The 14,126-nt window shown below is 64.1% G+C and carries 11 protein-coding genes; 5 read left to right on the top strand and 6 right to left on the bottom strand.

Translation table 11 applies throughout. The features are described 5' to 3' along the window. Nucleotides 1-50: 50 nt before the first annotated feature. Entirely contained in the window at nt 51-236 is a 186-nt protein-coding gene (locus tag ACX3P0_RS20530; RefSeq protein ID WP_459078810.1) for a hypothetical protein, read from the top strand. 80 nt (nt 237-316) lie between these two features. Here the strand turns inward: ACX3P0_RS20530 and ftsZ are convergent, their stop codons facing one another. The 4 genes from ftsZ to ACX3P0_RS20510 all read right to left on the bottom strand — a co-directional run bounded on the left by ftsZ (nt 317) and on the right by ACX3P0_RS20510 (nt 5,492). Continuing rightward, entirely contained in the window at nt 317-1,297 is a 981-nt protein-coding gene (gene ftsZ / locus ACX3P0_RS20525) for a cell division protein FtsZ (protein ID WP_459091415.1), read from the bottom strand. A gap of 266 nt (nt 1,298-1,563) precedes the next feature. Next, on the bottom strand, nt 1,564-2,646 hold the full coding sequence (locus ACX3P0_RS20520; protein ID WP_459091413.1) for an ABC transporter ATP-binding protein: 1,083 nt from the start codon (nt 2,644-2,646) through the stop codon (nt 1,564-1,566). Then, nucleotides 2,643-4,241: an ABC transporter permease gene (locus tag ACX3P0_RS20515; RefSeq protein WP_459091571.1), complete on the bottom strand. Its 1,599-nt coding sequence runs from the start codon at nt 4,239-4,241 to the stop codon at nt 2,643-2,645. Before ACX3P0_RS20515 ends, ACX3P0_RS20520 begins: the two co-directional genes overlap by 4 nt. Before the next feature lie 246 nt (nt 4,242-4,487). After that, a complete protein-coding gene (locus ACX3P0_RS20510; RefSeq protein WP_459091411.1) occupies nt 4,488-5,492 on the bottom strand; it encodes an iron ABC transporter substrate-binding protein in 1,005 nt (334 codons plus the stop codon). A 433-nt stretch (nt 5,493-5,925) separates the two neighbouring features. On the opposite strand from ACX3P0_RS20510, the gene ACX3P0_RS20505 reads away from it, so the two are divergent. From ACX3P0_RS20505 to ACX3P0_RS20495, 3 genes are all read left to right on the top strand, one after another. Continuing rightward, entirely contained in the window at nt 5,926-7,059 is a 1,134-nt protein-coding gene (locus tag ACX3P0_RS20505) for an efflux RND transporter periplasmic adaptor subunit (protein ID WP_459091409.1), read from the top strand. Between the two features lie 2 nt (nt 7,060-7,061). Continuing rightward, entirely contained in the window at nt 7,062-10,220 is a 3,159-nt protein-coding gene (locus ACX3P0_RS20500) for an efflux RND transporter permease subunit (RefSeq protein WP_459091407.1), read from the top strand. Nucleotides 10,221-10,332: 112 nt separating this feature from the next. Next, nucleotides 10,333-10,491 (top strand): DUF3309 family protein, encoded by a 159-nt coding sequence (locus tag ACX3P0_RS20495; RefSeq protein WP_459078804.1) that lies wholly within the window; start codon nt 10,333-10,335, stop codon nt 10,489-10,491. A gap of 5 nt (nt 10,492-10,496) precedes the next feature. Here the strand turns inward: ACX3P0_RS20495 and ACX3P0_RS20490 are convergent, their stop codons facing one another. After that, complete coding sequence (locus tag ACX3P0_RS20490; protein WP_459091405.1) at nt 10,497-11,678, bottom strand: MFS transporter; 1,182 nt, start codon at nt 11,676-11,678, stop codon at nt 10,497-10,499. 91 nt (nt 11,679-11,769) lie between these two features. Then, complete coding sequence (locus tag ACX3P0_RS20485) at nt 11,770-12,642, bottom strand: LysR substrate-binding domain-containing protein (protein WP_459091403.1); 873 nt, start codon at nt 12,640-12,642, stop codon at nt 11,770-11,772. A gap of 150 nt (nt 12,643-12,792) precedes the next feature. Here ACX3P0_RS20485 and ACX3P0_RS20480 point away from each other — a divergent pair, with 150 nt between their 5' ends. Beyond that, complete coding sequence (locus tag ACX3P0_RS20480) at nt 12,793-13,995, top strand: 2-aminoethylphosphonate--pyruvate transaminase (RefSeq protein WP_459091401.1); 1,203 nt, start codon at nt 12,793-12,795, stop codon at nt 13,993-13,995. Nucleotides 13,996-14,126: the final 131 nt, after the last annotated feature.

Genomic DNA, 14,126 nt, shown 5'->3' with positions numbered 1-14,126 from the left:
GCAGGCCAAGGCGTCTTGAGCCCTCAGGCGCGGTGGTTTATAGGCAACAGATGAAATCGGATCAGCGAACCAAACTCGACGCCCTCTCCAAGCGCCTGCGCGACGAGCAGAAAGGCTTGCTGATCGCCGCCGCGCAGTCGGCGGGCCTGCCAAGCCAGAGCACGCTTCAGCGCGTCGCCCAGCTGGAATTGAACATCTCGGCAATCGAGAACACGCTGGCCGACGAGGCTAGCTGACCGGGCTGGCGCGGCCGCGGCCGCGCCTTTCGTTCCTGGAACGGCGCGTTGCGCCCAGCCTTGCCGTCCCGCAAGGCGGTTCAGGAAAGGATCTGGGGTTCCTGCCGCAACCCGGTCGCAACCACCGAAACGCGGAACTTGCCTTCGAGCGACTTGTCGAAGATGGCGCCGACGATGATGTCGGCATCGGCATCCACTTCCTCGCGGATGCGGGTGGCGGCCTCGTCCACCTCGAACAGCGTCATGTCCAGGCCGCCCGATATCGAGACGAGCACGCCCTTGGCGCCCATCATCGAGGCCTCGTCCAGCAGCGGATTGGCGATCGCCGCCTCGGCGGCCTGCTTGGCCCGCCCCTCGCCCGTGGCCTCGCCGGTGCCCATCATGGCGCGGCCCATGTCGCGCATCACCGACTTCACGTCGGCGAAATCGAGATTGATAAGCCCTTCCTTGACGATGAGGTCGGTAATGCAGCCGACGCCCGCATAGAGGACGTTGTCGGCCATGGCGAAAGCATCGGCGAATGTCGTCTTGGAGTCGGCGATCCTGAACAGGTTCTGGTTGGGGATGACGATGACGGTATCGACGCTTTCGCGCAGCCGCTCGATGCCCAGCTCGGCCGACTGCATGCGCCGCTTGCCTTCGAAGGCGAACGGCTTGGTGACGATGGCCACCGTCAATATGCCCGCTTCCCGCGCGGCCTTGGCGATCACCGGGGCGGCTCCGGTGCCGGTGCCGCCGCCCATGCCTGCGGTCACGAAGCACATATGGGTGCCCGACAGATGATCCATGATCTCGTCGATCGATTCCAGCGCCGCCGCCTGCCCTACCTCCGGCAGGGACCCCGCGCCAAGACCCTCGGTCACATGCACGCCCAACTGGATGAGCCGCGTCGCCTTGGACATGGTAAGCGCCTGCGCGTCCGTATTGGCGACGATGAACTCGGCGCCTTGCAGGTCCTTTGCGATCATGTTGTTGACCGCATTGCCGCCACCGCCGCCCACTCCGATCACGGAAATCTTGGGCCGCATCTCGGCAATCTCCGGTCTGGGCTTGGTGTTCATGACTGGAAATCCCCTTGAAAAACCGGCGCCAGGCCACAGGCGATTTTCGCCCGGCTGGATGGCAGGCGTGCGAATCGCATCGGCACAGCTTTGGCGCAAGGAATCAGAGGGCGCACCGTCGTGCAAGTGCGAAGTACTTTTCGCCGCCGCCCGCCGGCCCTTTCTATGGGTCAGTGGGTCTTGCCGGTCACTCGACCACGCCGGTGTATTTGTCTTCGAGCAGTATCTCGACTGAAAAGTCGGCTCCCGCTTTTCGGGATCATGCGTCAGTCGAATACATGCGCTGTGCCGGTCACGCTGATCCGCACGATCTCGCCCACCGACGGCGCCTCCATGCCGGGCTTGCGCAGGACAAGCGGCGTATTGCCGATGGCGGCGGCATCCGGCGGCTCGGGGCTGTTCATCAGCCGCACCGCCACCATGCAGTTCGGCCCGCCGAATTCAAGGGCAGTCACCTCGCCGAACAGCATGTCCGGCGTACCCGACATGCCTTCGCGCGACGTTCGCTTCAACATCAGTTGCTCGGGCCGCAGCATGATGCGGGCATTTTCGCGCGTTTCCCGGATGTCCACTGCGATGCGGCCAAGCGTGCATTGGGCAAAGCCGCCGGAAAGGCCGGCAGGCAGGATGATGGCATCGCCAAGGAATTCGGCGACCATCCGGTTCCGGGGCCTCAGATACAGGTCGCGCGGGCTGCCCACTTGCGAGAACTTGCCGTCCCGCATGACGGCAACCTGGTCGGCGAAAGACAGCGCTTCGGCCTGATCGTGCGTCACCAGGATGGTGGCGATGCCGGCCGCTTCCAGCAATTCGGCAACCACCTTGCGCATCGAAACCCGAAGCCCGGTATCGAGCGCCGAAAACGGCTCGTCGAGCAGCATCAGGCGCGGCTTGCAGGCCATGGCGCGCGCCAGCGCCACGCGCTGCTGCTGGCCGCCGGAAAGCTCATGCGGCCGCCGCTTCAGGATCGCCTTGTCCAGCCCGACAATGTAGGCAAGTTCGCGAATGCGGGCATCGCGGCCGGCCTCGCGCCGACGCATGCCGAAACCGATATTGTCGGCAATGGTCAGATGCGGAAACAGCGCGCCGTCCTGCGCCACCAGCCCGATGCCACGCAAATGCGCCGGCACGGCGGCTCCGTTTTCCGCCAGCACTTCGCCGTCCAGCACGATGCGCCCTTCATCGGGGGCTTCGAACCCCGCGATCAGCCGCAGCAAGGTCGTCTTGCCGCAGCCGGACGGCCCGACGATTGCGGTGCGGCTGCCGGCTGCAACGCCAAGCTCGATGCCGGCAAGGGCCTCGACCGGCCCGTAGCGCTTGTGAATGGCGTGGAATTCTAGAAAGCTCATCGTCCGGCCATCCGCTTCGATTGGACGTAAAGCAGCCATGTCAGCGGCATGGATGCAGCCACCATGATCGCCGCGTAGGGCGCGGCGGCGGCATAGTCGATCTCGCCGCTATAGGCCCAGAACGCCAGCGCCAGCGTGCGGGTGCCATTGGGCGCCAGCATCTGCGTGGCCGTCAACTCGTTCATGATGCCGAGCGCCACCAACGCCATGCCGGCGGCCGCGCCCGGCGCCGAAAGCCGGATCGTGGTCGACCACAGGGCATTGAGCGGTCCGCGGCCGAGATTGGCCGCCGCGCGCTCCAGTTCTATCGGTGCCTGCGCGATCGATGCGCGCAGCGAAATCAGCGCGCGCGGCAGGAACATCAGCGCATAGGCAACGACGATGGTGAACAGTGTCTGGTAGAGCGGCAGCGCGACGCGCACCGTGATCGTCACCAGCGCCAGCGCGATGACGACGCCCGGAAGCGAGCCGACGATATAATTGCACCCTTCCAGCACGCGCTGCAGCGGTCCCGGCGCGCGGATCGACAGCCACGCCATCGGAATGGCGGCGACGGTGGCCAAAAGGCCGCCCGCGACCGCCAGGAAAAGCGTCTGGCCGAGCGCCAGGCCTATCTCGTCGAGACGCCACACCTCGACGCCCCCGGCCACCAGCCATCGCCCGATCGTCATGAACGGCACGCCCAGCGACAGAACCGCAACCCCTGCCATCAAAAGCAGGCAAGGCAGGGACGCCCGCCCGAGCCTTGTGCGTGGAAGCAACCGTGCCGCGCCCGAGCCGACGCGGGCATAGCGCTCCTCGCCGCGCACCAGCACCTCGATCGCCAGAAGCACGAGGCAGCACGTCACCAGCACGCCGGCCAGCATGTTGGCTGCCGGCCCGTTGAAGGTCGACTGGAACTGATCGACGATAGCCGTCGTAAACGTATCGAAACGGATGAACACGAACAGACCATACTCGGCCAGAAGATGCAGGCCAACCAGCAGCGACCCCCCGCAGATGGCAAGCCGAAGCTGCGGCAGCACCACGCGCAGGAACACGCGCCACGGCGCCTGGCCGAGTGCGGCGGCGGCATCCTCCAGCGCCGGATCGAGCCGGCGCAGCGAGGCTGATATCGGTAGATAGAGGAAGGGGAAATAGGCGATCACCGAAATGAGCACGCCGGCTCCCAGTCCGTGCAGGCCGGGCACCAGCGTGACCCACGCATAGGAATGAACGAAGGCCGGAACCGCCAGCGGCGCGACCGACAGCCATGCCCACCAGCGAGCGCCGGGCAGGTCGCTACGCTCGGTCAGCCACGCCAGCGCCACCGACAGCACGATGCAGATCGGTACGGTAAGGGCGGTGAGCAGAACAGTGTTGACCAGAAGTTCGCCGACGCGTGGCCGGAACACCAGCGCGGATACCGTCTCCCATCCGCTCTGGAAGGCGACGACGATCACGAAGCCAAGCGGCAGCAGCGTAAAGACGGAAACGCCGACGGCAATAAGCGTGATCCACGACAGCTTCAGCCCACGGCCGGAGCGCAGCGGAAACCCGGCGGCCAGCACGGCTCCATCCGCCTGATCGGGCGCTTGATCGGGCGCTGGCCGCATCAGGCGAAACGCACCGTGCGCAAGGCTGTCCTTGGGCCGAAAGGCTGGCTTGTTGTCATCGGCGAATGCCATTTCGAAACGCTAGCGCGTGTCGCGATCAATCAGAATCGCCCCACGCGTTAGCTCTTTGATTTTCGCATGTCTTTGTCCCGAAACCGGTGCCCACTTTCGAGAGACATGTTTTAAGGCTCCCGCGGACAATGCCCGCGGGAGCCTGGATGGTTGCTCTTTTAGGACGAACCGCGGCTAAAGCAAGCCGGCGGCCGTCATCAGATCGGAGACCTTCTTCGAGTTCAGCTTGGACGGATCGATCTTGGGAGCCTGCAGATCGGCCAGCGGAACCAGCTTCGGATTGGACTCCGCGCCGTTGCCGACCGCATATTCATAGGACGTTCCGTTTTTCAGGACATCCTGGCCGCCCTTGCCGGCGATCCACTTGACGAAAGCCTGCGCCTCCTTCGGATGCTTGCTGGAAGCCAGCACGCCGCCGCCGGAAATCGAAACGAACGCGCCCGGATCCTCGTTCTTGAAATAGTGCAGTTCGACGTTCTTGCTGTTTTCGTCGGTCTTGGCCTGATCGCCGAACCAGTAATAGTGATAGATGACGCCGCCATCGATCTCGCCGGCATTGACCGCCTTCATGACCGTACCGTTGCCCTTGTAGGCGGTGAAATTCTCCTTCATCGCCTTTAGCCAGTCGACCGTGGCCTGTTCGCCCTTGAGTTCGAGCAGGGCGCTGACGATGGCCTGGAAATCCGCGCCGGAAGGCGAGGCAGCCCAACGGCCTTTCCAGTCAGGGTTGGCAAGGTCGAGTAGCGACTTGGGCAACTGGTCGGCCTTCAGCTTGGTCTTGTTGTAGGCAAACACGGTGCTGCGGGCGGCAATGCCGGTCCAAGCGCCGCTTGCCGGACGAAACTGCTCCGGAACCAGCGCCAGCGTGTCGGCGTCGATCGGTGCAAACAGGCCGGCAGCCTCGACCAGGCCCATGGCCGGCGAGTTTTCGGTCAGGAACACGTCGGCGGGCGACGAAGCGCCTTCGGCGACGATCTGGTTGGAGAATTCGCTGTCGCCGCCATTGCGCAGCGTGACCGCGATGCCGGTTTCCTTGGTGAAGCCCTCGGCCCATTCCTTGGCCAGGCTGTCGTGCTGGGCATTATAGACCACGATGCCGTCGTCCTGCGCGAGCGCCGGGAAGGCAGCGAGCCCGGCAAGAACGGCAGCGCCGGCCATGGCGGAAAGGATGGACTTCATGTGTTTCTCCAGAACATTGGGAAGGATGCCGTCGCACCTATAAATACATGAACTATTTAGTCAAGATTATTAAGAGCTTGGTCGGCCACCTGCTCATCCCGGCGAACTTGCAGTGGAACTGGCGCGATAGACTCTGCTGACGGCTGCTGCCATGTCGCGCAATCATCGGCGCTTTCCCGCAAAACGCCGGGCTGCCGTCCCGAAATGCAAGAAAAAACAGCGTCATGCGCGCGAACGGAATGCGTTCCAAGCGCGCCGCACGGTTTCGCGGTGCGATCCGATCAACTTTTCTGACTGTTTCAGGCCGCGCCTTTCCTGTAGAAGGCGCGCTCCGTTGGTCACGACGATTTGAACGGAGCGCGTACAACCCCATATGAAGCGCGCACCGAACCAAGGGGCGGTCGGCCGAGGCTCCTCACCCGGAAAGACGACAATGCCGAAATTCAGATTTCACAAGCTTGCCGCCATTATTGTGCTCATCGTCTTCGCCGCGTGGATGGCGACGGGCGAATTCTCGTCGGTCGGCAGCGCCACCGTCGCTGAAAAGCCGAAGCCGGCGCAAGCCGAACAGCCCAAGGCTCCGCTTCGCACCGTTGCGGTAGTAGCGCCGCCGCGAAGCATGCACGCACGCGCCATCCGCATTTCAGGCCTGACGGAAGCCGACAAGCGCGCGGTGCTGGCGACACGGGCCGCCGGCGTCATCGCCAAGCTGCCGGTCAGGCAGGGGCAGCGCGTCAAGGCGGGCGATCTGATCCTAATGCTCGATGCCGAGGACAAGATTTCCGCCGTGGACAACGCCAAGCAATTGCTCGTGCAGCGGCAGGCCGAGCTGGGTGCCGCCGAGCGGCTGGCGAAGTCGGGCAATTTGCCCAAGCTGCAACTCGATACCGGGCGCTCCAACCTGACTTCCGCCCAGTCCGAACTGCGCACGGCACAGGCCGAACTGGACCGCAACGAGGTGAAGGCTCCGTTCGACGGCATTGTCGACCGCGTGCCGGTGGAACTCGGCAGCGCCGTCATGCAGGGCGGCGAGGTCGCGACCGTCCTTGCGCTCGATCCGATCATAGCGCGGGGCGAGATCAGCGAACGCGATTTGCGTTTCATCAAGACCGGCGACAAGGCCGATGTGCGCCTCGTCAACGGCGAAACGGTCAAGGGTACGTTGCGCTATATCAGCCGCGATGCTTCGGCGGCGACCCGCACGTTCCGCGTCGAGATCGCCGTCCCGAACGCCGATGGTGCCATTCCCGCCGGCATGACCGCCGAAATCACGTTGAGGGCCGCCCCCACTGACGCCATCATGCTGCCCCGCTCGGTCGTGACGCTGAGCGGTGCGGGCGATCTCGGCATTCGCGCCGTCGACAAGGACGACAAGGTGGTGTTCTTCCCGATCGATCTCATCGACGACACGACCAAGGGCCTTGTGCTTGCCGGAATTCCGGCCGACGCCAGGGTCATCGTCGCCGGGCAGGAACTGGTGACGGAGGGCGAGGTCGTCAAGCCGGTCGAGGCCGACCAGGAAACCATCAAGAAGCTTGTCGGCGAAGTGACTGCCGGGACTCAATAGTCATGGACATCGTCAAACTCGCGATCCGCAATTCGCGGCTCACCATCTCCGTCCTGCTGTTCCTCGTGATCGCGGGCGCGCTCGCCTATCAGTCGGTGCCGAAGGAAGCCGAGCCGGACGTGCCGATCCCGATGATGTATGTCAGCCTCATCTATCAGGGCATTTCGCCGGAAGATTCCGAGCGCCTGCTGCTTCGGCCGATGGAATCCAAGCTGAAGAACCTCAAGGGCCTGAAGGAGATGCGCTCCGCGGCGTTCCAGGGCGGCGGCTACGTGCTGGTCGAGTTCCAGCCTTCCGTCGACCTGGCGACGGCCCTGCAGGATACGCGCTCCAAGGTTTCGGACGCCAAGGCCGACCTGCCGCAGGCGGCCGAGGAGCCGACGGTCAGCGAGATTAACATCTCCGAATTTCCGGTACTGGTGGTGACGCTTTCGGGCCAGGTGCCCGAGCGCGCGCTGACGGCGGCGGCGCGCGAATTGCGCGACCGCATCGAGGAAGTGCCCGGCGTGCTGGAAGGCGCGCTGCAGGGCGCGCGCGACGATCTCGTCGAGGTCGTCATCGACCCGGTAAAGCTGTCTTCCTACGGCTTGCAACTCGACCAGATGATCCAGGGGGTGGCGGCTTCCAACGATCTCGTGGCTGCGGGCAATATGGAAGGCTTGCAGGGCAAATATGCCGTCAAGGTGCCGTCGCTGATCGAGACGCCGCAAGACGTCGCCAATCTTCCGATCGTGACCGGCCCGAACGCCGTGGTGCAGGCCAAGGACATCGCCACGATCCGCTCCACCTTCAAGGATGCCGAGACGACCACGCGGCTCGACGGCAAGCCGGCCATCGCCATCGAGGTCAAGAAGCGCATCGGCGCGAACCTGATCGACACGATCGCGCAGGTGAAGACGGTAGCCGACACGTTCGTGAAGACCATGCCGCAGGGCGTCGAGGTGACCTACACGCAAGACAAGTCGGTGTTCGTCAACCAGTTGCTCGGCGACCTCCAGAATCACGTCATGATCGCCGTGATCCTGGTGTTCATCGTCATTCTCTACGCGCTGTCGGGGCGCGCCTCGCTGCTGATCGGCCTTGCCATCCCGTCATCGTTCCTGATCGGCATCCTGGCGCTGACCATGATGGGCTACACCATCAACATGATCGTGCTGTTCAGCCTCATCCTGGCGGTCGGCATGCTGGTGGACGACGCCATTATCGTCACCGAATTCGCCGAGCGCCGCATGGGCGAGGGCATGCCGAAGGAGGAAGCCTTCGAACTGGCCGCCAAGCGCATGGCCGGCCCGGTGATCGCGGCGACGATGACCCGCATCGCGGCGTTCTCGCCGCTTTTGTTCTGGCCGGGCATCATCGGCGACTTCATGAAATATTTGCCGATCACGCTGATCGTGACGCTGGCGGCCTCGATGCTCTATGCGCTGGTATTCGCGCCGACGCTGGGCGCAATGTTCGCCAAGGCTCCGGCGCAGCACGAAAGCGATCACCGCGACGGCTGGTACATGGCGGTCGTCAAGAAGGCGGTGCATTTCCCGAAGACCGTGCTGGTGCTGACCGTCGTGCTGCTGGTCGGCGTGCAGTTCTCCTATTCCAAGTACGGCGCAGGCGTGGAATTCTTCCCCAGCGTCGAGCCGGATTACGGCCTGCTCTATGTGCATGCGCGCGGCAACCTCTCGCTGGCCGAGATGGATGCGGCGACGAAGGAGGCGGAAAGCCGGCTGCTGGGCTGGCCGGGCGTCAAGTCAGTCTATACGCGCGTCGGCAAGACCCAAGGCGGCGGTGCCGACATCCCCGAGGATGTGGTCGGCGTCATTCAGTACGAGTTCGTCGACTGGCGCGAGCGCAAGCCGGCCAACCAGATTCTGGACGATCTGCGCAAGGTCATGGCGGGGCTTCCGGGCATCGACGTCGAAGTGCGGGTGCCGGACGCCGGTCCGCCGACCGGCAAGCCGATCCAGGTGCGGCTGTCCGCCGTCGATCCGGCCGGCCTGAACGACAGGGCGCGCGAGGTCGCGGCGCGCATCGCCAAGGTTCCGGGCGTCATCGATGTTTCCGACGGCCTGCCGCCGCCCGGCGTCGATTGGGCGCTCAATGTCGACCGCGCCAAGGCGGCGCAATACGGCATCAGCCCCAGTTCCGTCGGCACGGTGGTGCAACTGGTGACGACCGGCCTGAAGCTTTCCGAATACCGGCCAGCCGGTGCTGACGACGCCGTCGATATCCGGCTTCGCCTGCCGGAGGACCAGCGCACGCTGTCGACGCTGGACGAATTGCGCGTGCAGACCAGCCAGGGCGCGGTGCCGATCTCGAACTTCGTCGTGCGCAAGCCCGAACAGCGCGTCGGCACGCTGAACCGCATCGATGGCGCGCGCACCGTGGTGGTGCAGGCAAACGTCGCCGCCGACAAGCAGGTCGCCGTCGTCCAGCAGGACGTCACCAAGGCCATATCCGAAATGGATCTCGGCAGCGGCACGCGCTGGAAGCTCGCCGGCTCCAACGAAGACAGCGCGGAGGCTTCCGCATTCCTCTCGAAAGCGTTCGGTGCCGCGATCTTCCTGATCTTCATCGTGCTTCTGGCGCAGTTCAACAAGTTCACCAGCGTCTGGCTGGTGCTGTCCTGCGTGGTCATGGCAACGATCGGCGTGTTTTTGGGCCTGCTGATTACCGGCGAAACCTTCGGCATCGTCATGTCGGGTATCGGCGTGATCGCGCTGGCCGGCGTCGTGGTCAACAACAACATCGTTTTGATCGACACCTATGACCGGCTGCGCGAAGAGGGCTGGGACAGGACCGAAGCCGTGCTTCAAACCTGCCGCGAGCGCGCCCGCCCGGTGGTGCTGACGGCGGTGTCGGCCATTCTCGGCGTGCTGCCGATTGCCTTCGGCCTCGGGCTGGAAATCTTTCACCACGAGACGACGATCAATGCGCCCTCGACGCAATGGTGGATCTCGCTGTCCTCGGCCATCGTTTTCGGCCTGTCCTTCGCCACCATTCTCACGCTGATCGTGACGCCGTCGATGCTGATGGTGTTTACCCGCGCCAAGGTACAGCCCGGCCAGCATCGCAGTTGGTGGAGCAGGCTTTGGCGACGCGGCCAAAAGGACAGGGCGACGAACGCCGAACCGCCGGCGGGAGCCTTGCCGAAGCCGGCGGAATAGGCGCATCCCGCCGCCATTCCCCGTCACCATTCATGAATCTGAAGGCCGTCCGGAACAACCGGGCGGCTTTTTCATTCTGGATAAACCGAAGCGCTTGAGGCGAGAAACGTTGATGACACTCAGCACGATTGTTATCGTGGCGTTGATCGCCGCGCTCATCGGCACGGTACCGACCTGGCGTCATTCCCGCGCGTGGGGCTATGGCCCCTTCAGCGTCGTGGTCGTCAGTCTGGTCGCGGTTCTGACGCTGGTTCTGGTCGGCCGGATGTGAGCGCTCTACTCGGACGGCATGAGCGGTGGGTTGAAGTCGGCGCCGCGCGCCAGCCCCGCCATGAGGGAAACGACAACCAGCAAGCCTGACAGAACGATGAAGATCGGGCCGAAGCCGGTGCGCTCGGCGATGAAGCCGATGGCCGACGGCACCACCAGGATGCCGCAATAGCCCATGGTGGTGACCACGCTCAGGCCTGTGCCCGACGACATGCCGGTCTGGTTGCCCGCGGCGGAAAAGGCAATCGGCACCATGTTGGCGATGCCGAACCCGCAAAAGGCGAAGGCGAGGATCGCCAGCCAGGGTGAAGGTGACAGGCCCGCGACCAGCATGCCCGCCGCCGCCACCAACGCCGAAACGCGCAATGTCGTGACGGAACCGAAACGGTTTCGAACGCCGTCACCGAGGAAGCGCATCAGCGCCATGACGCCCGAAAAGGCGGCGTAGGCGAGGCCTGCGGTGGCGATGTTGGTGCCGAGTTCCTGGCGCAGATAAAGCGCCGACCAATCGAGCACCGCCCCTTCCGGGATCATCGACAGCAGCGCCATGACGCCGACGAGGTAGATGGCGGGATTTTTCGGCAGCGTGAATTTGGTGTGGGCCTGCACCGCCGGCTTGTCCTCGCCGACGAGCATGCGCATGGCGACAAGGATGGCAACGACAGCGACAAGCGTGACCGCGGCCGCATGCGCGAGATGGCCGAAATGCTGGATGGCGAAGCCGCCCGCCGCACCGCCGGCAAAACCGCCAAGGCTCCAGAAACCGTGCGAGGAAGACATGATGGCGCGGGAGAGTTTTCGTTCGACCGCCACCGCGTTGGCGTTCATGGCGACGTCCATGCCGCCGATCGTACCGCCGAAGAAGACCATGGCGAGTGCGGCCAGCGGCAGACTGGAAGCCGCTGCCACGACGAGCAGGCCGAAGCTGGCGAAGACGGCGAACCAGCGCAGCGTGGTCCGCGAACCGTGGCGCTCGATCAAGTGGCCGCACCATGTCATGGCCGCCACCGCGCCCGCGCCGAATAGAAGGATCAACAGGCCGAGCGTTCCCTTGCTGATGTCGAGGCGGGTCAGCAAGACGGGAATTTGCGGGGCCCAACTGCCGGTGATGAAGCCGTTGGCCAGGAACATGGTCGCGACTGCCCAGCGGCCGCGATAGGCGATTTGAATGGCGTTGGGCGCATCCATGATGGGTGTCCGATCAAAGGCTGGAATCGAGCCGGAACCTAAATCGGTTCAGTTCGAAGTCAAGCGTGACCTCTTGTCTTGCTCAGGTCTCTCAGTGTTCGTGCGAAAACGAGCGCGCAATGTCGAGGAACGCACGCATGGTCTTGCCGTGGCTGCGCTCAGCGAGGCACACCAGCGCCTCGTCCATCAGCATGGGCGGGCCGTCGATCGGGATTTTTTCCAGCCGCGAATCGTTGCCGAACTCGGCCTCCGAAACGAAGCCGATGCCATCACCCGAGGCGACGATCTCGCGCACGGCTTCGCGCCCCTCCGCCTCGATGGACGGTTTCAGTTCGACGCCGGCGGCGACCGCGCCCTCCTCCAGCTTCTTGCGCGTCCGCGAGCCGCGCTCGCGCATCACCAGCGGCAGGGAGACCAGATCGGCAAAGGACAGAAGCTTGCGCTGGGTGGCAGCATGGCCGGCGGCGGCAAAGGCGATGATGGGCGACGAGTTCAGCTTGATGACCTCGAAGTCGCGGCCCGAAGGCAGATCGCCCAGCACGCCGATATCGGCATTATAGCTGTACAGGCTCTCGATCACCGTCTCGGTATTGCCGGCCCGGATCGTGACCTTGACGCCGGGGTACTTGTCGCGGAACTCGCCCATGATGTGCAGGACGTGGTGCGCCGCGTCGGCGACGATGCGCAGCGTGCCGGCCCGCAGCGCCCGCGATTCCGACAGGAGTTCCAGCGCCTGGCTTTCGGTATCGAACATGCGCAACGTGATCGCCAGCAGCTTTTCGCCGGCCGGCGTCAGCGTGACCTGCTTGCGCTGCCGGTTGAATAACAGAATGTCATACTCTTCCTCCAGCTTGCGAACCTGGTCGGAAATCGCCGGCTGGGTCAGGAACAATTCTTCCGCTGCCCGCGAGAACCCGCCGGTTATGGCGACGTAGTGAAAGGCCCGAAGCTGTACGTAGCGCATGGCTGTTCCACCCGATTGATGATGCGAAGCGAAGGCTCGCTGGTCCTCATACTATACGCCAAACTTATCGATGGATACAAAATAACGATTTCACGAATACTTCTTGCGGGGCGATAAGGGTGGAGAAGAAATTCATTCGGAGAACAGACCATGGCGGCCGACACGTCAACCGCAGCGCCTGAAGGTTTCGAGCCGCCGGCGCTGGGCGAGCCCTATCTGCTGACACCAGGGCCGCTGACTACCGCCTATTCGGTCAAGCAGGCAATGCTGCGCGACTGGGGTTCGTGGGATGCCGATTTCCGCGCCATGACCGCCGATCTCCGTCGTGGCCTGCTCGCCCTCATCGGCGATACGAAAAACGAATATGACTGCGTGCCGATCCAGGGCAGCGGCTCCTACTGCGTCGAAGCGATGCTGGGTTCCTTCGTGCCGAAGGACGGCAAGGTGCTGGTGCTGGCCAACGGCGCCTACGGCCTGCGCGCCGCCCAGACGATGCAAGTGCTCGGCCGCGCCTATACGCTGATCGACAAGGGCGATTACCTGCCGCCACGCGGCGACGAGGTCGGTGCGGCGCTCGACGCCGACCCGGCGATCACCCATGTGCTGGCGATCCATTGCGAAACCAGTTCCGGCATCCTCAACCCGGTCGCCGAGATTTCCGAAGCGACCTATGCCAGGGGCCGCAAGCTGCTGGTTGATTCCATGAGCGCCTTCGGGGCCGTTCCGCTGGAAGTCGGCGACATTCGCTACGAGGCGATGGTCTCCTCGGCCAACAAGTGCATCGAGGGCGTTCCAGGCTTCGGCTTCGTCATCGCCAAGAAGACCGAACTGGAAGCCGCCAAGGGCAACAGCCATTCGCTCAGCCTCGATATCCACGCGCAATGGGCAACCATGGAAAAGACAGGCCAGTGGCGCTTCACGCCGCCGACGCATGTCGTTGCCGCTTTCCTCGAAGCCTTGAAGATGCACGAGGCCGAGGGCGGCGTTGCCGCGCGCGGCGCGCGCTATATGAGGAACCGCGACGTGCTGGTGGCCGGGATGCGCGAATTGGGTTTCGAGACGCTTTTGTCCGACCGGTGGCTGTCGCCGATCATCGTCACCTTTTTCTGCCCGGCGCATGAAAGCTTCGTCTTTTCGCGCTTCTACGAGTTGATGAAGGACAAGGGCTTCATCATCTATCCGGGCAAGCTGACCGTGGTGGACAGTTTTCGTGTCGGCTGCATCGGCCGCATGGACGAACATGTCATGCGCCGCGTGGTCGAGGCCGCCGCCGCCTCGCTCGCCGGGATGGGCGTCGACACCGCAACCCCTCCCGCTGCCGCCATTGCCGAACGAGCCAAGCTCGCAGCTTGACGCCGTCTTACTGAACAAGGATTTTTTCCCATGAATCAGATGTCCCCCGTCACCGTTTCCGTCAATGGGCGGGATTATCCTTGGCCGCGCGTTCCGGCGATTGCGATCTGCCTGGACGGCTGCGAGCCGGC

This window comes from Mesorhizobium sp. A556, assembly GCF_054489545.1.
This window is presented reverse-complemented; position numbering and strand designations above follow the sequence as displayed.

Bases quoted from the DNA above. Each gene is read 5' to 3' on its own strand.
- ACX3P0_RS20480 (WP_459091401.1), top strand. From the start codon at position 12,793: ATGGCGGCCGACACGTCAACCGCAGCGCCTGAAGGTTTCGAGCCGCCG.
- ACX3P0_RS20510 (WP_459091411.1), bottom strand. From the start codon at position 5,492: ATGAAGTCCATCCTTTCCGCCATGGCCGGCGCTGCCGTTCTTGCCGGG.
- ACX3P0_RS20505 (WP_459091409.1), top strand. From the start codon at position 5,926: ATGCCGAAATTCAGATTTCACAAGCTTGCCGCCATTATTGTGCTCATC.
- ftsZ (WP_459091415.1), bottom strand. From the start codon at position 1,297: ATGAACACCAAGCCCAGACCGGAGATTGCCGAGATGCGGCCCAAGATT.
- ACX3P0_RS20485 (WP_459091403.1), bottom strand. From the start codon at position 12,642: ATGCGCTACGTACAGCTTCGGGCCTTTCACTACGTCGCCATAACCGGC.
- ACX3P0_RS20520 (WP_459091413.1), bottom strand. From the start codon at position 2,646: ATGAGCTTTCTAGAATTCCACGCCATTCACAAGCGCTACGGGCCGGTC.
- ACX3P0_RS20515 (WP_459091571.1), bottom strand. From the start codon at position 4,241: ATGCGGCCAGCGCCCGATCAAGCGCCCGATCAGGCGGATGGAGCCGTG.
- ACX3P0_RS20495 (WP_459078804.1), top strand. From the start codon at position 10,333: ATGACACTCAGCACGATTGTTATCGTGGCGTTGATCGCCGCGCTCATC.
- ACX3P0_RS20530 (WP_459078810.1), top strand. From the start codon at position 51: ATGAAATCGGATCAGCGAACCAAACTCGACGCCCTCTCCAAGCGCCTG.
- ACX3P0_RS20490 (WP_459091405.1), bottom strand. From the start codon at position 11,678: ATGGATGCGCCCAACGCCATTCAAATCGCCTATCGCGGCCGCTGGGCA.
- ACX3P0_RS20500 (WP_459091407.1), top strand. From the start codon at position 7,062: ATGGACATCGTCAAACTCGCGATCCGCAATTCGCGGCTCACCATCTCC.